The 20,884-nt window shown below is 30.9% G+C and carries 16 protein-coding genes, 1 tRNA gene, 1 pseudogene and 1 riboswitch; of the genes and pseudogenes, 14 read left to right on the forward strand and 4 right to left on the reverse strand.

From position 1 onward, the window contains the following. Nucleotides 1-98 precede the first annotated feature (98 nt). The 3 genes from ACREWB_RS01945 to ACREWB_RS01955 all read left to right on the forward strand — a co-directional run bounded on the left by ACREWB_RS01945 (nucleotide 99) and on the right by ACREWB_RS01955 (nucleotide 4,014). Entirely contained in the window at nucleotides 99-1,196 is a 1,098-nt protein-coding gene (locus tag ACREWB_RS01945; RefSeq protein WP_431545801.1) for a sugar ABC transporter substrate-binding protein, read from the forward strand. 107 nt (nucleotides 1,197-1,303) lie between these two features. Further along, a complete protein-coding gene (locus tag ACREWB_RS01950; protein WP_431545802.1) occupies nucleotides 1,304-2,827 on the forward strand; it encodes an ATP-binding cassette domain-containing protein in 1,524 nt (507 codons plus the stop codon). A gap of 11 nt (nucleotides 2,828-2,838) precedes the next feature. After that, on the forward strand, nucleotides 2,839-4,014 hold the full coding sequence (locus ACREWB_RS01955) for a sugar ABC transporter permease (RefSeq protein WP_431545803.1): 1,176 nt from the start codon (nucleotides 2,839-2,841) through the stop codon (nucleotides 4,012-4,014). An 81-nt stretch (nucleotides 4,015-4,095) separates the two neighbouring features. Here ACREWB_RS01955 and ACREWB_RS01960 read toward each other — a convergent pair. Further along, nucleotides 4,096-4,180: transfer RNA gene (locus tag ACREWB_RS01960), tRNA-Leu, on the reverse strand. Nucleotides 4,181-4,356: 176 nt separating this feature from the next. Between ACREWB_RS01960 and ACREWB_RS01965 the strand changes: the two genes are divergently transcribed. After that, on the forward strand, nucleotides 4,357-5,271 hold the full coding sequence (locus ACREWB_RS01965; RefSeq protein WP_431545804.1) for a gamma-glutamylcyclotransferase family protein: 915 nt from the start codon (nucleotides 4,357-4,359) through the stop codon (nucleotides 5,269-5,271). A 94-nt stretch (nucleotides 5,272-5,365) separates the two neighbouring features. Here the strand turns inward: ACREWB_RS01965 and ACREWB_RS01970 are convergent, their stop codons facing one another. Further along, nucleotides 5,366-7,009: a M20/M25/M40 family metallo-hydrolase gene (locus tag ACREWB_RS01970; RefSeq protein WP_431545805.1), complete on the reverse strand. Its 1,644-nt coding sequence runs from the start codon at nucleotides 7,007-7,009 to the stop codon at nucleotides 5,366-5,368. Between the two features lie 307 nt (nucleotides 7,010-7,316). Here ACREWB_RS01970 and spo0A point away from each other — a divergent pair, with 307 nt between their 5' ends. Beyond that, nucleotides 7,317-8,129 carry a sporulation transcription factor Spo0A gene (spo0A, locus tag ACREWB_RS01975; protein ID WP_431545806.1) on the forward strand — a complete coding sequence of 271 codons (813 nt, stop codon included), beginning with the start codon at nucleotides 7,317-7,319 and terminating at the stop codon, nucleotides 8,127-8,129. Nucleotides 8,130-8,305: 176 nt separating this feature from the next. Beyond that, nucleotides 8,306-9,079, forward strand: coding sequence for an RNA polymerase sporulation sigma factor SigG (gene sigG, locus ACREWB_RS01980; RefSeq protein ID WP_431545807.1), 774 nt, complete (start codon nucleotides 8,306-8,308; stop codon nucleotides 9,077-9,079). Between the two features lie 31 nt (nucleotides 9,080-9,110). Here sigG and ACREWB_RS01985 read toward each other — a convergent pair whose 3' ends face one another. Together ACREWB_RS01985 and ACREWB_RS01990 are read right to left on the reverse strand one after the other, a co-directional pair. After that, nucleotides 9,111-10,466: a PFL family protein gene (locus ACREWB_RS01985; RefSeq protein WP_431545808.1), complete on the reverse strand. Its 1,356-nt coding sequence runs from the start codon at nucleotides 10,464-10,466 to the stop codon at nucleotides 9,111-9,113. An 11-nt stretch (nucleotides 10,467-10,477) separates the two neighbouring features. After that, nucleotides 10,478-10,747 (reverse strand): ACT domain-containing protein, encoded by a 270-nt coding sequence (locus ACREWB_RS01990; RefSeq protein ID WP_431545809.1) that lies wholly within the window; start codon nucleotides 10,745-10,747, stop codon nucleotides 10,478-10,480. A gap of 69 nt (nucleotides 10,748-10,816) precedes the next feature. Then, nucleotides 10,817-10,928: riboswitch (glycine riboswitch) on the reverse strand. A gap of 235 nt (nucleotides 10,929-11,163) precedes the next feature. Here ACREWB_RS01990 and ACREWB_RS01995 point away from each other — a divergent pair. The 8 genes and pseudogenes from ACREWB_RS01995 (at nucleotide 11,164) to ACREWB_RS02030 (ending at nucleotide 20,642) form a co-directional block, all read left to right on the forward strand. After that, on the forward strand, nucleotides 11,164-12,456 hold the full coding sequence (locus ACREWB_RS01995; protein ID WP_431545810.1) for an alpha-amylase family glycosyl hydrolase: 1,293 nt from the start codon (nucleotides 11,164-11,166) through the stop codon (nucleotides 12,454-12,456). Nucleotides 12,457-12,634: 178 nt separating this feature from the next. Further along, complete coding sequence (locus ACREWB_RS02000) at nucleotides 12,635-13,177, forward strand: hypothetical protein (RefSeq protein ID WP_431545811.1); 543 nt, start codon at nucleotides 12,635-12,637, stop codon at nucleotides 13,175-13,177. A gap of 169 nt (nucleotides 13,178-13,346) precedes the next feature. Further along, nucleotides 13,347-14,018, forward strand: a complete 672-nt coding sequence (locus ACREWB_RS02005; protein ID WP_431545812.1) for a flagellar brake protein — start codon at nucleotides 13,347-13,349, stop codon at nucleotides 14,016-14,018. Nucleotides 14,019-14,269: 251 nt separating this feature from the next. Then, entirely contained in the window at nucleotides 14,270-16,546 is a 2,277-nt protein-coding gene (locus tag ACREWB_RS02010; protein WP_431545813.1) for a DUF2339 domain-containing protein, read from the forward strand. Between the two features lie 211 nt (nucleotides 16,547-16,757). Further along, nucleotides 16,758-17,141, forward strand: a pseudogene (locus ACREWB_RS02015) (chitobiase/beta-hexosaminidase C-terminal domain-containing protein); the annotation flags it as partial. Between the two features lie 96 nt (nucleotides 17,142-17,237). After that, nucleotides 17,238-17,795, forward strand: a complete 558-nt coding sequence (locus ACREWB_RS02020) for a hypothetical protein (protein ID WP_431545814.1) — start codon at nucleotides 17,238-17,240, stop codon at nucleotides 17,793-17,795. A gap of 56 nt (nucleotides 17,796-17,851) precedes the next feature. After that, nucleotides 17,852-18,538 carry a response regulator transcription factor gene (locus ACREWB_RS02025; protein ID WP_431545815.1) on the forward strand — a complete coding sequence of 229 codons (687 nt, stop codon included), beginning with the start codon at nucleotides 17,852-17,854 and terminating at the stop codon, nucleotides 18,536-18,538. Between the two features lie 37 nt (nucleotides 18,539-18,575). Further along, nucleotides 18,576-20,642 (forward strand): sensor histidine kinase, encoded by a 2,067-nt coding sequence (locus ACREWB_RS02030; protein ID WP_431545958.1) that lies wholly within the window; start codon nucleotides 18,576-18,578, stop codon nucleotides 20,640-20,642. Nucleotides 20,643-20,884 lie beyond the last annotated feature (242 nt).

Raw genomic sequence — 20,884 nt, forward strand, 5'->3', positions numbered from 1 at the left:
AACGTATACAGAGACAAGTGATAAAATTTATGTCATAATTTACATAAGGACAATGTGTCCAAGAGTTTACTTTTAGTATAAATTAAGGAGGGGACAAAATGAAAAAATCTATTTCAATGATACTTGCAGGAGTTATGATTTTATCAGTTTTAGGATTTGTAGGTTGCGGCAAAAAAACAACGGTGGATATTGGTATAGTATTACCAACAAAGGATGAACCAAGATGGGTTCAAGATGAAGCCAGATTCAAGGAAGCCCTTAAGGATACAGATTATTCTGTAGACATACTTTTTAGTCAGGGAACATCTGCTAAGGAAAAAGAAAATGTTGACGCTTTAATTGCTAAGGGAATAAAAGTACTTATAATTTGCCCTCAAGATGGTGCAGCAGCAGCAGGAGCAATTGAAGCTGCTAAAAAAGAAGATATTAAGGTAATTTCTTATGACAGATTAATCACAGATACAGACGCAGTTGATTACTATGTAACATTTGACAGTATTGCAGTTGGTAGTGCACAAGGCCAATACTTAGTTGATAAGGCAACAGGAACTGGTAACCCATTGTACTTATATGCCGGAGCTGCTTCAGACAATAACGCTTTCTTATTCTTTGAAGGTGCATGGAAAGTACTTCAGCCAAAAATAGCTGATGGAACCTTTGTAATAAAGAATTCAAGTGAAGCTATTTCAGTAAAAGACAAAGCTACACTTACACGTGATGAAATGAGTAAGGTAATTGGACAGGTTACTACAAACTGGGACTTTAATGAAGCTAAGAATAAGTCAGAATCTCATTTAACAGCTGCTGCAGATGCAGATAAGGGTGATGTATTTATATTAGCTCCAAATGATGGAACAGCTCGTGCAATCGCTGACGCTTTCAAAGCAGACAGTAAAGTAACAAGCTACCAAATAACTGGCCAGGATGCTGAAAAAGCATCTATACAGTATATAATTGATGGAAAACAATCAATGACAGTATTTAAAGATGTACGTACTTTAGTTAATGATTCAATAGGAATGGCTGTGGAAATATTGACTGGTAAAACTCCAGCAACAACAGGATCATATAATAATGGTAAAGTTGATGTTAAAGCTAAGCAAACTGAGGTAATAGTAATAGATAGTAAAAATCTAAAACCTGCTTTAGTAGATTCGGGATACTATCCAGCAACAGATTTTACAAATCTCAAGTAAATATTAGTATCTATAGGTAAAGTAAATAAATAGTGATAGTTAGCTATCACTATTTATTTATATAAATTGGATTTTAGTGAATGTCTTAATGAGGAGCGAATATAGCTATGAATGATTATATATTAGAGATGAAAGATATCACCAAAATATTTCCAGGGGTTAAGGCTTTAGATAATGTCACCTTTAGTGTAAAAAGAGGAGAAATTCATTGTCTTATTGGGGAAAATGGTTCTGGGAAATCAACCCTAATGAAGGTGTTAAGCGGACTTTATCCACATGGTCAATATAGTGGAGATATAATATTTAATGGTAGTGTGCAAAAATTTTCTTGTATTAGTGACAGTGAAAGAGTTGGAATTGCAACAATATATCAGGAACTCGCCCTTATTCCTGAAATGAGTGTTTATGAGAATATATATTTGGGTCATGAAATAAAAAAAGGAATTAATATCCATTGGAATGAGACAATTGTTCAAGCAAGTAATATGCTAAAGAGAGTAAAGCTTGATATTAATCCATCAATTAAAGTAAAAGATTTGGGTGTTGGTAAGCAACAGTTGGTAGAAATAGCTAAGGCACTAAGTAAATCTGTAAGCCTTTTAATATTGGATGAACCTACAGCTGCGCTAAATGAAAATGATAGTGAAAATTTAATGACTTTAATAAAAGAGCTGAAGCAGCAGGGAGTAACATGCATTTTAATCTCCCATAAATTAAAAGAAGTTATAACAATAGCAGACACTATTACAGTACTACGGGATGGAAAAAGTGTTTGTTCACTAGATACTAGTGTAGATAAGGCGACAGAATATACAATAATTAAACATATGGTTGGCCGTGAAATAGAGGATATCTTTCCTAAGAGAGTGACAAGTAAAACAGAAGAAAAAGTTCTTGAGGTAGTAGAGTGGTGTGCATATGATCCTAAGGTAGGGAGACAAATTCTCCATAATGTAAACTTAAATGTTAAAAAAGGGGAAATAGTAGGTATAGCAGGCCTCATGGGGGCAGGACGTACTGAGTTTGCTCTTAGCGTATTCGGGAATTCTAGAGGTTATCATATAAATGGTGATTTATATGTTATGGGAAAAAAAGTGAATTTTAAGAATCCTAGTCAAGCTATAAAAGAGGGAATTGCCTATGTTACTGAGGACAGAAAAGGAAATGGGTTAATACTTATGGATGAAATAAGACAAAATATAACTTTAGCAAATTTAAAAAAACTTTCTAATAATAAGGGAGTTATAAATAAAAATGAGGAAATAAACGAAGCAAATTACTATAAATCATCCTTGAATATTAGAGCTTATAGTATAGCACAAAGGGTTGGTAATTTAAGTGGTGGCAATCAGCAAAAGGTTTCGCTTGGGAAGTGGCTATTTGTTAAGCCTAATTTATTGATTTTGGATGAACCTACCAGAGGTATTGATGTAGGAGCAAAATATGAAATATATACTTTAATGAATAAGCTTGTGGAACAAGGTATGAGCATTATTATGATTTCATCCGAACTTCCTGAGATACTAGGAATGAGTGATAGATTATATGTAATGTCGGACGGGGAAATTGTTGGGGAGATGTCGCAGAAAGAAGCAACACAAGAAAAAGTAATGCAGCTAGCAGCTAATTAGGGGGTATAGTTATGGAATTTTTCAAAGAAGGCAAGCAACTTATAAAACAAAATATCCGTGAATATGGAATGTATATTGCATTAGTAGTTATAATGATTATATTTACAATTACTACTAATGGCTTATTTATATCATCAAGAAATATTAGTAATCTTATTAATCAAACAGGTTATATCGCAGTACTAGCAGTAGGTATGACCTTAATTATTGTAATAAAACATATAGATTTGTCAGTAGGATTTGCATCAGGTTTTATGGGAGCAATCGCAGCTATTCTTCTAACAAGGTTTAATGCTCCTTTCATTGTAACTATAATTATAGTTTTGGCAGTGGGTATATTAATCGGACTCTTTAATGGGTTTTTGGTAGCTACAATGGGGATACCTTCTTTTGTGGCAACCCTTGCAGGCATGCTGATTTTTAGAGGAGGACTACTTCTATTAACTGAGAGCTCAGGTACAATTGTTATTTCTAATAAAACCTTTAATGCTATAGGAAATGGGTTTATACCCGATATAGCTCATGTTCAGGGAATTCATTTATTAACGATACTAATAGGAATTTTGGCAATAATTTTATATGCATGGAGTATTTTTAATACAAGAAAAAATAAGATTAAATACAATTTTGACGTTGTATCCATGAAAGTATTTGTTTTTCAGCTCATATTTGTTTCTGTAATTATTGGGTATATAACATGGATTCTTGCAGGCTATAATGGACTTTCATGGACTGTAGTTATAGTTATCGCAGTGGTTGCTATATATCACTATATAACAACACAAACAGTATTAGGAAGACATATATATGCAGTTGGTGGTAATATTGAGGCAGCAAAGCTTAGTGGTATAAATGTAAAGAAGATAACCTATATTGTATTTGCTTCTATGGGTATGTTAATTGGTCTATGCGGAATCTTATTTGCATCACGTCTGCAGTCAGCATCGACTACAGCAGGAACACTATTCGAACTAGATGCAATAGCTGCAGCCTATGTTGGAGGAGTTTCAGCGGATGGTGGTGTGGGAAAAGTTACTGGATCTATAATAGGAGCACTAGTTATGTCATCTCTTATAAGTGGAATGAACCTAATGGGTACAGGCATATCTTATCAGTACATTGTTAGAGGTGCAGTGCTAGTAATTGCGGTAATTTTTGATGTTAAGACCCGTAATAAGAATAGCTAATTTTAGATAGCATAAAAAGAGTGACAACACTGTTGTTAATTTCATATAATAAAAAAACACTCACAAAATGAGTGTTTTTTCTGGTGCAGATGACAGGAATCGAACCTGCATGCCGTAAAGCGCTAGACCCTGATTCTAGTGCGTCTGCCAATTCCGCCACATCTGCATAGATGGTGATTCGTTTTTAGCAGCTAAGTACATTATATACCTTTTATATAATGTTGTGTAAAAAATCTCTAAAAAAACTATTAGAGATTTTTTTTGAAAAGTATTGTATAAGGTTGGGTGATGATATATAATTTGTCTAACACTTTAGAAAAAAAAATATGGAGGGATAATATTATGCTAGATAAATTTGAAGGTAATAAAGGAATAAAGATTTTTGTTTATGGAACTCTTATGAAAGGGTACAGTGATCATGAAAAATTTTTATCAGAAGCTAAATTTGCAGGCCATTTTGTAGCTGAAGGTTTTCAGTTATATGATTTTGGCAATAATGCACAAATAATGCATAACGAAATTGATAAAGTTAAAGGTGAAATTTATGTTATCGATAACGATACACTAAACAAGCTAGATTCGCTTGAAGTAAAAGGAAATTTATTTGCGAGAAAATTAATTAGCGTCGTTAACCTTAATAATAATGATGATGTTCAAGAAGCATATACTTATGTGTATAACAAGGATCTTTCAAAACAAGTTGAAGCTAGTTATGAAAGTAAGACTAAGACGTCAGTAAAAAGAAACGATTATGTTTGGTATGCAAGCTATGGATCTAACATGCTTAACGAAAGATTGACATCTTATATCAAAGGTGGAGTTTGTAAATTTAATGGTGTGAATTATGACGGTTGTAGAAATAAATTACTTCCAAAGGATAGTAGAACTATAACTATTCCTTATAAAATGTATTATGGAAATGAAAGTGCTTCATGGGGAAATGGTGGAGTATCATTTTTAAATATTAATAGTAGGGGAAAATCTTTAGGTAGAATGTACCTTATCACTGAGGAACAATTTGAAGATATTGCACGCCAAGAGGGAAGTGAAGAGAACTGGTATAATCAGATTCTTTCCTTAGGTGAGCACAATGGTATTGAAATTGTTACAGTTACCAATAAAAATATAAGACCTTATAAAAACCCTTCCGATAATTATTTTAGAGTAATCAGAATGGGTATAAAGGAAACATATCCTAATATGAGTGAATTTGAGGTAATGAAGTATTTGGTAGAATGTGGATTGGAAAAGAAATAGCCTCTAGGTATATTTGAAAAAAATTTAATGAAAGTAAGTGAGGGGAACTACTAAATTTGGTAGTTCCTTTTATGCAACAAAAAAATGGAGGTATTTAACTGTTAAATATATGGTCTATTACGCCTGCTATTAATTTTGGAGTCTGATTTACCACATCATTCTCTAAAACTCGTTCTGTAAATTTATGCAAATCCTTTCCGCTGGGCCCTATATTTATACTTGGAATGTTTAATAGTGATATTGTTTCAAAGGGGATATCGTACATAGTTCCCCAAAGAGGCATATTGGATTTTACATGTGGTATTATATTTTGGCTTTCGGAAAGAGAGGTATAACTCATATCAGAAAGGCCCATAAAATAGTTTTTCTTACGGTAAATTTCATTACACAATTCATCTGCAATTCTAATTATAACTTTGTCAATATCGGTTATACTTTTATCTAAATTCGAAAAATTATCAATAGATACATGAGGGTAATAAGGTGGAGAAAATGCAATTACTACAATTGGCGTTTTATCCTCAATATATTCCAATGTTTTACCAATTATGGCCAGATTGCTTTCGGGAAGACTAATTATATCATTTTTTATATCCATTGCTAATTTATCAAGAGTTAAACGATAGTCTTCGAGAAATTCATCTCCAAAATTGGAAATAGCTTCTTTATATATTTGCGCAAAAATTTTAACATTTGTTTTCCAAGGGAGTTCCTGTTGAGATTCATTTTTCTTAGTTAGATAAATACTGTAGTTTCTATTCATTTGGCATAAGACACTTTCAAAAGCATCTTTAGAAAGCTCTAGTAATTGGTCTAATATTACCCTCGGTGTTCGCTTTAGTGTTAATATGCTAAAATATCCACCGCATGTTTCAGGTATAGATGCATCATAACGCTTTTTTTCATCTCTAAAAAAGCCCCAGGATGGTGGCGGCGACACTTCATCTGCTACAACATCTGAGAAATCCGTGTTAAGTTCTGTTACATTTACAATTTGAGATAATAAAGGGATTGGATTAAATCCCTTGAAAACATCACCAATATGCGCTTTTTTACCCCTTACATACACCACGGGCATTAATTTTCCAACGGATCCCGTATGAAAAAAACCTTCATTAGTCTCTGATTTTTGGTGAGGCTCTGAATCAATCAAAAGTGTATAATCTAAATCATAAATATCTTTGATAGTTTCCAATAGTTTTGCGCAATTGCGCATTCCAAGGGATAAGGATTCCTCATCGGGAACCGATATGATTAAAATATTACCATTAAGAGTTTCTTGTTTTGAATACTGCTCAATAAGTGACATTTGAATTGCAATACCTGCTTTCATATCTGCAGCACCTCTTGCGAAAATCCATTCTCCACTATTTAAATCATCGTAAACTTCTTTTTCTAAATTAATATTTCTAAGCATTGTTTTAAGTAATTCAGGATCATAGGCATAATCTTTTAGAATATGATAATCATAAGAATCTACAGCGTCATGATGAGTAAGAAGAATTACAGTTTTTTTACCTTCTCCTTTAATAAGTCCCCACACTACAGAACGTTTTAATGAATCATCCACAAGGGGATAGTACCCCAAATTATTTGCATTGTGCTTAAAATAGTCTAATTTTTGTAACCAGTCATAAATATATTTTTCTATGTCTATTTCAAGCGATGTGCCTGTATCGCTCTGTATTGAAATTAAATCAAACAGAATATCTTTAATTTTATCTTTAGATGCTAACATCTAATTCCTCCTGACATTTGGAAATGTATTAGGAATAATATCTAAAATATTATCACTATATTAATATTATTGTATATCACGCAATAATATACTTACTTACATACATAATAACGTAAGCCAGGTATTTATAGCAACCTAAAAAGGATGAATTCTAATAATTAGGAGTTTATTGTTATATTTAATGGATTAATATATTATTTATTTAAAGGTATTCTTTGATTTTTGTATATAAGAAAAGGATTTATCAATCTTTTGTGGAATAAAGTAAATATTGTGAGTTAAACCAAAATATAAAGGAGATTATAAAATGGAACAACCCAAAATAAACATAATCATTGCTGATGACAACAAAAGATTTCGTGACATGCTTAACGATTATATAACAAGTCAAGATGATATGGTTGTTGTTGGTATCGCAGAGGATGGAGCAGATGCACTAAAACTGATTCAAGAAAAAAAACCTGATTTGGTGATACTTGATATGATTATGCCACAACTTGATGGTTTGGAAGTTTTAAATAGATTAAATAAAATGGGTTTAGATCCAGCACCTCGTATAATTATTTTATCGGCAGTTGGTAATGACAAAATAAGCCAAAGAGCAATCTCACTAGGGGCAGATTATTATGTTTTAAAACCTTTTGATATGAAAGTGTTTGTTAATAGGATTAGACAGATGGTAAATAAAACTATATATAATGATGATGTAAAAAAAATACTTAATTATCACAATAATGCTGAAAGTGAAACAAATAAAGAGGGGCCGGAGCAAATGATAGTTCAAATAACTAACATTATTCATGAAATTGGAATACCGGCTCATATAAAAGGCTATATGTATTTAAGGGAAGCAATAAATATGGTGGTGAATGATATTAACCTTTTATCATCTGTTACAAAAGAATTGTATCCTTCAATAGGTAAACAATTTAATACCACTTCTAGTAGGGTAGAAAGGGCAATGAGACATGCAATAGATGTTGCATGGAGTAGGGGACAGATAGATACTATTAATAAAATTTTTGGTTACACTATTCGTAATGAAAAAGGAAGGCCGACTAATTCAGAATTTATTGCTATGGTCGCCGATAAGTTAAGGTTAAAAAATAAAATTAGCTAGTCAACTTCTTAAGTTTCAATAAATAATGAGGCTCTGCATTTTTGCAGAGCTTCATTATTTTAATTTTATATTCTAAGATTAAAATATTAATAATGTTGTAAGGTTGTCTTTAGTATAAAAACTAAATTATAAGGACATAATTTAAATGCAATTACTCTGAAGGGAATGATGACCTTATGATGTTCAATAAAGTAGAAATATGTGGAGTAAATACTTCAAAATTGCCTGTATTAAAAGAAAAAGAAAAGAAAGAGTTACTATTTAGGATACAAAATGGCGAGTATGAGTGTAGAGAAAAATTTATTGAAGGAAATTTAAGGTTGGTTTTAAGTGTTATAAAACGCTTTAATAACCGAGGAGAAAACGTGGATGATTTATTTCAAGTAGGTTGTATTGGTCTCATGAAATCTATTGACAACTTTGATTTAAGTCTAAATCTTAGGTTTTCAACATATGCAGTTCCTATGATTATTGGTGAAATAAGAAGATACTTAAGAGATAATAACTCTATAAGAGTTAGTAGATCATTAAGGGATACTGCATATAAAGCATTACAAGTTAGAGACAGATTGGTAAATCAAGACAATAAAGAGCCGACTGTAGCTCAAATAGCAAAAGAGCTAGAAATCCCTCGAGAAGACGTGGTATTTGCTTTAGCGGCTATCCAAGATCCTGTATCTTTATTTCAACCTATTTACCATGATGGTGGAGATGAAATTTACGTAATGGATCAAATAAGCGACACTAAGAACTTAGATGATAGTTGGCTTGAAAACATATCAATTAAAGAGGGGATGAAAAAACTTAACGACAGAGAAAAGTTAATCTTAAATTTAAGGTTCTTTAATGGAAGAACACAAATGGAGGTAGCGGATGAAATAGGTATATCCCAAGCACAGGTATCTAGAGTTGAAAAAAATGCATTAAAGCATATGAAAAAATATGTATAGGGTCCCTTAATGGGACCCTTTTTGACTTAAATTAATTTTTAAAGCTATGTATAGGTGCTGGAATTCTTCCACCTCTATTAATAAAGTCTACACTGGAGAAAGTACTTACCTTCATAACAGGTGCATGTCCAAGTAACCCTCCAAAATGAACGGTGTCTCCAACTTTTTTGCCTGGTGCAGGTATAAGTCTAGTTGCAGTAGTTTTATTGTTTATCATGCCAATTGCACATTCATCAGCCATAATTGCTGAAATTGTTTCTGCAGGTGTGTCACCAGGAATAGCAATCATATCTAAGCCTACTGAACATACGCAAGTCATGGCCTCAAGTTTCTCAATGTTTAAAGCTCCTTTTTCTACGGCTTCTATCATTCCTTCATCTTCGCTGACGGGTATAAATGCACCACATAATCCTCCTACATAACCAGAAGCCATTATACCACCTTTTTTAACAGCATCATTTAACATTGCTAATGCACAAGTTGTTCCATGAGTACCACATACTTCAAGTCCTATTTCTTCAAGGATTCTAGCAACGCTATCCCCTATAGCGGGTGTTGGTGCCAGAGATAAATCTACTATGCCAAAAGGTACATTTAAACGCTTAGCAGCTTCCATACCAACTAATTGACCCATTCTTGTTATCTTAAAAGTTGTTTTCTTTATTTCTTCAGCTACTACTCCAAAATCTGCACCCTTTACTTTTTCTAATGCTGTTTTGATGGTTCCTGGGCCACTTATGCCTACATTTAAAGTGCATTCAGGTTCCCCAATTCCATGGAAAGCTCCTGCCATAAATGGGTTATCCTCTACGGCATTGGTAAATACCACAATTTTTGCGCAACCAAGACCGTCTCTGTCTGCAGTTAATCTAGCAGTTTCCTTAATGATTTGACCCATTTCGCGAACTCCATCCATATTGATTCCAACTTTGGAATTTCCAACATTTACAGATGAACATACTCTTTCAGTGACTCTCATAGCCTCAGGTATAGAGGATATTAGTCTATGATCTCCAGTAGTATATCCTTTATGAATTAAGGCAGTAAACCCACCAATAAAGTTTACGCCTAGTTCCTTTGCGACTTTATCTAGCATTACGGCATATTCTACATAGTTTTCGTCATTTGATGCCCCGGCAATTAAAGAAATTGGAGTCACTGCAATTCTTTTGTTAATTATAGGCACACCGTATTCTAGTTCTAAATCTTCGCCTACTTTAACTAGATTCCCAGCGGTTTTCATAATCTTATCATAGATTTTTTGTCTGGCCCTTTTACCATCGGAATCAATACAATCAAGTAGTGATATTCCCATAGTAATCGTTCTAATATCTAACTTCTCATCATCTAACATTTTTACTGTTTCCATTATTTGATTAATATTCATGTTTTACCCCCTTATACAAGATGCATTGAATTAAATACACTCTCGTGTTGCATTTTTATTGAAACCTTTAAAGTCTTACCTGTTTTCTCTAAAATTTCGTTTAGTTCTTTTAAAGAAAGATTAATTTCAGTTAAATCTACAAGCATTACCATTGTGAAAAAATCATCCATAATAGTTTGATTAATATCCAAGATATTAGCATTTTTTTCGAATAATAGTGTACTTACATTTGCAATAATACCTACTTTGTCTTTTCCTATTACAGTTAATATAGCCTTCATTTTTTTAGCCTCCTATATTTTTAAACACAAAAAAAATCGAATAGAATAATACCCGACCCTTGAAATCAATATTATTCCCCTGTCCTTTTACCTGAGAGTTTCATTAGTTTTCACTAATTTAATTAGTGAAAACTAACTTTCTCCTTCGGTGCTCTATTAGAGTCTCTCCAAGGGCTCGTCCTGTAACAGTCATCTCCATGCGGTACCTGAAAGTTTTACTTCTTCGGTGTATATATAATCTATACTCTCCTGCTACAATCATCCGAACTATTTAATTTTAAATTAATATTTTTATTTTACCAGTTATATTGAATAATTACAATAAAAAGCTGTATTATTACCAAAATATGAAAAAAAGTGTTATGATATAATAGGTAAATGTAAATAAAAAAATAATAAATAGATTGAGGTGTTTTATGGCTATTAATACAGATGTGTCTTTAAGAAACAAGGTAATGTACTCCGTTTTTGTTAGAAATCATGGAATTAATGGAACCTTTATAGATGTTGAACAGGATTTAGAAAGAATAAAGAGTTTGGGTACAGATATTATATGGTTTTTGCCTATTCATCCTATTGGACTTGTAAATAAAAAAGGTAAACTTGGATGTCCTTATGCAATAAAAAATTATAGGAATATAAACCCCGAGTATGGCACTTTAGAAGACTTTAAGAGGTTAGTAAGTAAGATACATTCACTGGGAATGCAATGTATGATTGATGTAGTGTACAATCATACATCGCCAGATTCTTGGCTAGTGGAAAATCATAAGGAGTTCTTTTATAAAAAGCCAGACGGAAAAATGGGAAACAAAGTCGGAGATTGGACTGATGTAGTAGATCTTGATTATAACAATATGGAACTTTGGGATTATCAAATTGAAACTCTTAAATATTGGTCTACACTTGGAGTTGACGGTTTTAGATGTGATGTGGCACCGCTTGTGCCTTTAGAGTTTTGGTTAAAGGCAAGGAGTGAAGTAGCGAAAATCAATGAAAATACCCTGTGGTTAGCAGAGAGCGTTCATCCAAGCTTTCTTCTTACTATGAGAGAAAATGGTTTTGTTGGTTTATCTGATAGTGAAATATATCAGGCTTTTGATATGTGCTATGACTATGACGTAAATGTGGAATACTTAGGATATATTAGTGGAGAGAGCTCATTAAAAGAATATATAGATAAAGTTGCTTTCCAAGAGGCGATGTATCCAAATAACTATGTTAAGCTTAGGTTTCTAGAAAATCATGATCAGCCTAGAGTCAAAGGAATTATTCCTGATGAAGAATGCCTAAAAATTTGGACGAGCTTTTCATATTTTCAAAAGGGATGTACTCTGTTATATGCAGGGCAGGAAGCACAAGAAGTAAACACGCCAAGTCTTTTTGATACTGATAAAATAAACTGGAATGGAATAAATGAAGATTTTATTAATTTATTAAAAAATCTAGGAGAACTAAAGAAGAATGAAATTATGTCTAAGAGTTTTTATGAAATTCATGTGGATAAGGATAAAGATGTTATTTTGGCCTCCTACACACTTGAAAATAAAAAGCTTATTGGAGTTTTTAATGTAGGAAAGGAACAGGGAGAGATAAGTGTAAATATAGTAGATGGTGAATACATAAATCTTTTGGATGGAACAATTATTACAATTAAAATGAGTAAATTAACACTCCAAAATAAATCTATAATTTTTGAAACTTTATAAGGAGAGATCACTGGCATAACTGCTGGTGATTTTTTTATTGATAATTTTAAAGTGCTTATTAAATTAAAGCTAAATTTTAAAAGAAATTAATTAAATTTATTTAACTTTAATTAAGAGGAATTTTGAGATTATTGTAGAATATGTATTATTAATTTACAAATAATGGGAGTGATTAATAATGTTATATGATGTAACAAAAATAGCTAAAAAATTAAATACAAGTAAAGTAACGGTTTATGCAAAACTAAAATTAGAAGAAATTAAACCTTTGATAATTAGAAAAAATGGAAAAGCCTACGTGGATGATGATGGACTAGAAAGTATAAAACAGAGCCTTAAATATAACCAGAACAATACAGCAGAGGAAGAAACCGCAGCTACTGTACAAATAGAACTATTAAAAGACGATATGATTGAAACGTTAAAAGCAAATATTGATTACTTAATTTCCCAGTTGAATGTAAAAGATGAGCAGCTTTTGTCTAAAGATGGCCAAATTAAGGGCATTAATCAGTTGTTTGAAAATACACAAATTTTATTTAAACAAGAACAAGAGAAAAGTACAACCTTTTTAGCTTTGCCGGAAGTAATAAAAGAGCATGATATAGAACTTGTAGAGACACTAACGGCCACCTTAAAAAAACAGAAGGAGATTTTTCTGAAAGAGGAACAGAGTCAAAAAAAAGGTTTCTTTAACAGTCTTTTTAATAGTAAAAAATAATTCGCAATGACTATGAGAGGAACTACCGGAAATGAATCTTATTTCGGTAGTTTTTCATTCAAAGAATAATATTTATATTTATATAAATATACCATTATATTAAATAATGTGTATAATAGTATTATACAGAAAAAGTAATCTGTTTGTGCATAGAAAAGAGGTAAGGGTTATGGATACTATTGTTGTAGAAAATATAAGGCAAAACGATATAGTAAAGTTTATAAATAGTAATAAATCGTTGGTTGATGGACAAATTATAAAAGTATCTAATGATTGTTTGGGTATTAAAATAGATATAAGGCAAAATACATATATAGAGTTAGTTCAAAATCAGTTAATTGAATTGATTTTAGTTTACGAAAATGAAGCGTTGCGTTGTAGTTCAGTTGTCCTTGGTAGTAAAAAGATTATTAATGGACAAGTTATAATAATTAGTTTACCTCAACTAATATTGAGGATTCAAAGAAGAGAATTCGAAAGATTGCCTATTATTATGGATATAGAATATTCACTACTGCCGGAAGGGGATATTAACTACAAAAGTTTAAGTAGCGTTGAACGAAGATATTTTAAAAGTTTCAAAAAAACATATACCATAGATATTAGTGCTGGAGGCGTAAATATTGTTGTTCCAAAAAATGAAATAGATAGTAAATTTGCGTTAGTTACTTTATTACTAAGAAATGAAAAAATTATAACTTTATGTAGTAAAATACGGTTAGATTCTATGGACGATTATAATTATAATAAGGTCGTTTTTAAATATGAGGATATAAAAAAACAGGATAGACAGTTGATTTTAGATTTTGTTTCAGCAAAATCTAAGAAAAATAAATCTTAAATATTGAAAAATAAAGAGCACACTAGGTTCAGGAAGGACGTTATTTTCAGTCATCGTCTACCACAACTAGTGTGCTCCTTATTTTATGAAAACTTTAATAATTTAGTTAAACTTTCTTTGGTAAGTTTTATATTAATCTATCCATCAGTGTACTTAATTGATGGAAACTCGTAAAAGGAACAATACTAATAGAACCTATTGGAACACATGTTATAATACATATATAAATTATTCGCTAGGGGGGATTAAACGTGAGGGGTATTGATGAGTATCTAAGATTACAAGAGGAGACAAATAAAGAAATTCGTCTTATATTATTAGACTTAGAAACTGTAGAGAGAAAAGAAAAAGAGTTAGTTTACTTAGAAAATAAACACCTAATAGATAAATTTGATAACAAAAAAAATGTGATGCCAGCTATAGCTAGAAATGAGTTTGCTATAATAAAAAAAAGATTAGGTACACTTACAATTATAGATGATGCTAAAGACTTAGGATTAACATCGGAAATATCTAACTTATTTGAGTTAGTAAACAGCTTAGAAAGTAAGCTTCTTAACTTAGAAATAAAGACTAATAAGTCCAGTGAAAAAGGTATAAATAAAACAGTTTCACAAGAATCCAGTAACGATTTGAAGTCTGTGAGCAATATACCTCTATATGAGGAACAACCAATTCAAAATAAAAATAAAAATAAAAATAAAAATAAAAATAAGAAAACAGAAGGGAAAGGATTAAAACTAGGGGTAAGCGCATTAAATTTAGTTGGTATAATTTTAATTTTAATATCTCTTACTACATTTGGTAGATATGTTTATGTAAACTTCCTGTCAAATGAGATGAAGGGGATAGTCTTATTTTTAGTGCCAATTCTAATTTTACTAGCTGGAGAGTTATACTTTAGCAAGAAAAACTATAAATTTTCTAAAGGTATAACGGCACTGGGAATATCTGGACTATATATTGCAGTGATAATAAATTATTTGGTTTTAGACAATATAACTGGTATCTTTGCATTAGTTATCACAACAATTATAACTGGCGGAGCAATATATTTGAGTTATAGAAAAGAATCCAATTTACTTAGAATTGTAACTTTAGTAGGTGCCTATATATGTTTAGTACCTATAGATAAAATATCAATAGAACAATCTTATATTCTAGTTGTAATACTTACAATCATACATGTAATGAATATATATTTTCCTCTTCAAGATATTAAGAATAGGGACATAAACATACCATTTGAATTCTATACATCAATATTGGCTTTATTTTCCACAGTAATAATTGGTGTAAATCTTGATAAAAATGTGTTGGTGCTTCTTTTAATAGTAACTACTATTGTGTATAGTGTGCAATATGTTATAACTTGTACAGCGAAAGGAAATAATTTACTGAACTCAATAGGATTATTACTGTATTTTGTAATATATCCGTTAGTGACATCAGTTGTATATCCATTATCCGAACTGGGATTATTCACTAGTTCATATGTTCCGTATTTACCACTAGGTGTATATTGTGTAATAGGGCTTTCAATATTATTAACAGTAAAAAAGGAAGCCAGATGGACTGGTTATACAGGTTTTGTATTAGCCTCTTTATTTATAATTATAAACATGGGTTTTGAGAAATATGACAGTTATATTATATGCTTAGCGTTATTAACCGGGGGTACATTACTGTTATTTATTAAAGAAAAGAATAAAATTTTAAAATATACACTAATAGGCTTAATAGTAATAAGTATATTAGGTTACTTTATAACTATAGAAGAAGCTATTAGTGTAGTGTATCTAGTACTATTTGCAGGAATCTTATATGGTAGTAAAGAATTTAAAAATACACTAGGAGTTATAATATTTAAATACTTTTATATGTTAGCTATAGTAGGGTGGTTTCAGAACATGATAGCACACACTGATTCACTTTATGATATCGAAGTATATATAGTGTTTATATCATTGACTATATGTATTATATACACAGTTATAATAAACAAAGTGGATATATTAAGACATGATACTATAAAGGACATGAATTATGTGAGTATGTGTTTTATGGTAGTAGTTGGACTACTTGCTGGTTTAATAGGTACAACAGAATTTTATTTGTCCATTGCAATTACAGTTTATATTTTAGTATCTCTGTTAACTGAAGATTATATAGGTACTAAGAGACTAAATCATAATAAAACTTTAATCTATGCATTTTTATCAACATATATAGTTGTTAGATTGTGCCTTATAGTGGATATAGTGTATGAAGTCAAACAATTAATGCTGAGTATATCATTAATGATAGTTGCACTAGGGAGTGTATTCATAGGCTTTAAGTTAAATAATTCTAAACTAAGAAAATACGGCCTAATATTATCACTTATAACTTGTGTTAAATTAATGCTTGTAGACTTCTATTCCTTTGACTTTATAATTAAGACAGTAGTATTCCTTATAGTAGGGATAATTGCATTAATAATATCTTACACATTTTCTAAACTAGAAAATGAGTATAAAAACAAATAATTTAGGTAAGGGGACATTAAGTTAAATTAATGTCTCCTTTTAATATTAAATAGAAGTGGATGTGGTTTATTATTAACTATAAAATGTATTGCGTAAAAAAATATGGATTTACAATCAAAAATTATCTAAGACTTACAAACAATAATAATACTACACCTACTGCCTCCGCAAATATAAAGGGCGGAACTTATTCTTCTAAAGTGTAACTTTAACACCTTCAGCAACTGCAACTGTTTATTACACAACAAATGGAACTACTCCAACAGCAGCTAGTACTAAATATACTGCAGCAATTAATATTGCGAGTAGTAAAACTCTTAAGTTTGTAGCTATAAACTCAAATGGAGTTTCATCACCAGTTTATACAGTAGATTATGATAGCAGTAAATTAGTACAAGGTTCAAGTTTTACTGTATACTACAAAGGGTCTTTAGCTAATTCAAGCAGTGTATCCATGCATTGGGGAATTAATAACTGGTTAACTCCGAAAGATGTTACGATGACCAAACGATCAGATGGGTTTTGGGCAGGTACTGTATTGTATATATTGACAACAATGAAGATTATGCTAGATATCAATAATAGCCCTTTATAATAATCTTAATAAATTTGTAATAATTATGATAGCTAATTTGTAATATATACCTTGTATAATTAATTATAGTTAGTGATGCTAAAGGGGGAGTTTTAAATGAATAAAGGGTGGTTCAAAGTATTTGTTCTAGTTATAATCTGTATAGCAATAATTACTAAGATAAACATAAAAATAGGTAATTCCTATTCAACTAAAAATGTATATACTTTTCTAGAAAGTGAAGGAAATCGTAGAGAGGTTTATGGGGCAGCCATAAATTTAAATCAGGGGAGTTCGGCCAATACGTGTGTTTATTTTATAGCTGAAGTGCTAAGACGGAATAATTTTAATGTGCCTAGTGAGATAAGTAATACACAACAAATTCTATCTATATTTACAGAAAAGGGCTATGAAAAACAAAGCGATTATGAAAATTTAAGGCCTGGAGATATATGTTTTACCACAGATAACAATGGTGGAACAAGTGGATTCCCCACTCATACTTATGTATTTATGAAATGGGTAAAAGAAGGAAACTACGATTACGCTTATATATGTGACAATCAAGCAAAAGATTATAATGATGAAGTCTATCATATTCGGAATATAAATGTTAGAACTAGATCTAATGGTTTTGATAAAGATGCATTTTCCTTCTTTATGAAAAAGGGGTAATTGTGTGATTTCCCTATTAACATGTATAATATGGGTAAGGGGTGATTATCATAACTATGCAAAATGTTTTAATTGTAGATGATGAATATGAGATAAGGGAAGCCATTGAAATATATCTAAAAAACGAAGGGATAAGAGTAATCCAAGCTGTAGATGGTATAGAAGCCTTGGATATTTTGAAAACAGAAGAAATTCATCTTATATTAATGGATATAATGATGCCAAGAATGGATGGGATAAAGGCTACTTTTAAAATTAGAGAGACTCAAAACATCCCAATAATAATGCTTTCAGCTAAATCAGAGGATACGGACAAAATACTAGGTCTTAATATAGGAGCTGACGATTATATAACAAAGCCATTTAATCCAATGGAACTCGTAGCTAGAGTTAAATCTTCTCTCAGAAGATATACAAGTTTTGGGGATTACAAAGTTAAAGAGCATGAGATAAATGTTCGTGGGCTTATATTAAATAAAAACTCGAAAATGGTTACAGTGGATGAAAAAGAAATGAGTCTTACAGCCATTGAATATGGGATAATGGAACTTTTAATGGAAAACAAGGGAAGGGTATTTTCAATTGAACAGATATATGAAAAAGTTTGGGGGGAATCCTTTTGTAATGGTGAAAATACTGTGTCAGTACATATAAGGAGAATAAGAGAGAAGATAGAAATAAATCCAAAGGAACCTAAATATTTAAAGGTGGTGTGGGGTATTGGATATAAAATCGAAAAGTAAGTATACATATATTGTGGCTTTTATTATATGTGCATATATGTTTGGCTTTTCAAAATTAGCACTAACTGACGTTATGACAAATAAAAATTATCTAAGGGAAGAGCCTTATTTTACTAGCTCAGAGTTTAATACTGATTTAGTTTCATATTTTAATAATATACAAGCACTTAATGGGGTATATAAAAATTATTTTGAAAAATCAAATGATGAAAAGGTGACAAAAGAGGAGCTATTGGCAGCTAAAGCTGAATATGATTCTAATATTACAAATAAACAAGATGAAATTAAAAACAAGTATAGCAGGGATATACTTTCAGCGAATCAAGAGGGTAACAAGAGTAAGGTTAGTAGGATAACAGAGGCGCAAAACAATGAGCTTGATGAATTTAAAAAGGAAAACACAAAAACACTAGAGGATATGCAAAAGGAAATAGCTGTATATAAAACTAAAGACTATGAGGATATTAAAACGGCTGTAAAGGAGAAAAGTTTAATAAAATATTACATAACAAGTAGTAAAAACATAGATACGAACTTAGTAAACGTTTCAGATATAGATTTATATATAAAAAATAATGCCTTGTATAGTATAAAAAATAATTGGCTAGGTAATAGTGGAGAGGCATATTTTATCATCCCAAAGGACATAGATAAAAGTAGTTATATATATACCAATTATAATTATTATAATTCTGTAAGACAAAGAATTATTAAAGAGGTAATAATTGGATTTGTATCGTTTATTATAGGAATTTTAATTCTAGTTTATATATCAAAGAAAAAGCATGAAGAAATAAAGCTTATTCAAAAATTAACAAAATGGTACAATAAAGTACCTTTAGATTTAAGAATTTTTATATTTGTAATCTACTCACTTATAATGAATGTTTATGTAAGAAAGGTGATGTTCTTCTATAAACCATATAATTATGCTCAAATTGTAAACCTTACTATTATGGCAATTTATGTGTTTTACTTTTATATAAATTGTATACTGGCATATAATTTATATAAAAATAGAGAAGAGTTCAAAGTGCAAGTAAAAACATGTATCTTTAATAAATTATCTAAAAAAGGTATTACTATACTTACTTTGTTAGCTGTGGTAGCAGTGCCAGTTGCAGTTTTCGCATTAATGATAAGCTCAATGATTATAATAGTACCAATAATGTATTTCCTTTGCTACCTACTATTTATAATGATTTATTTCATTAATAAAATTAGATTCTTCAAAAACATTTTAAAAGGAACGGAAGAGATAGTTTCAGGGAATCTTAATTATACTATAAAAGAAAAAGGGGCAGGTAAACTTTTTAAACTAGCACACAACATAAACAATATGAAGGCTGGGTTTAAGAAATCTCTTGAAAATGAGATAAAAAGTGAAAGACTTAAGTCTGAGCTTATAACTAATGTGTCTCATGATCTAAAAACTCCACTTACTTCCATTATAAATTATGTTGATCTACTAAAAAAAGAAGATTTACCAAATGAACAAGCAAAAGGTTATATAGAGGTATTAGACAGAAAATCTCAGAGACTTAAAATGCTTATAGATGATTTATTTGAAGCGTCTAAAATGGCTAGTGGTGCAGTAGAACTTAATTTAGAAAAAGTAGATGTAACTGCACTACTTCAGCAGTCACTAGCTGAGCTTCATGAGAAGATTAATAGCTCTTCACTAATATTTAAGGTGAAGATACCTGAAGAAAAGGTTTATGCAAATTTAGATGGTAAAAAGACTTGGAGAGTATTTGAAAATCTCATAAATAATATATTAAAATACTCGCTACCTAAAACTAGGGTATATATTGATTTAATAGAGGCTAATAATAATATAATTATAACTATGAAAAACATCTCCGCTTATGAGATGGATTTTGATAATAAGGAGATATTTGAAAGATTTAAAAGGGGAGACAAGTCCAGAAATACCGAAGGCTCTGGTCTTGGACTTGCAATTGCTAAAAGTATCTTAGAACTTCAAGGTGGGAGTCTTAGTATTGAAATTGATGGAGACTTGTTTAAAGCTGTGGTCACTGTAGGTGCCGGTGCCGGTGCCAGTGCCACCCACGTGGCAAGTGGCAAAACGGACAACCCGTAAGGGTTGCCCGTTTTTGTATATTTATGAAAGGTTCTATTCTATTTTCACTTTGAAATCACCTTTTTGAGAAGCCTTAACTAAATCTTCATCATTCATGCATGTAGCCCTCCTTTAGAGCAATAAATAAGTGTCCTATATTTATTTTCGTGTATTAGACTTAAAAATAAAGCATTTAGTTTCAAAAAAAATATTATATCATAGTTAATGGCACAATTAATATGAGTTGGTTTTAATCTTTAGAA

Source organism: Clostridium sp. (assembly GCF_050717635.1).
Classification (GTDB): domain Bacteria; phylum Bacillota; class Clostridia; order Clostridiales; family Clostridiaceae; genus Clostridium_AD.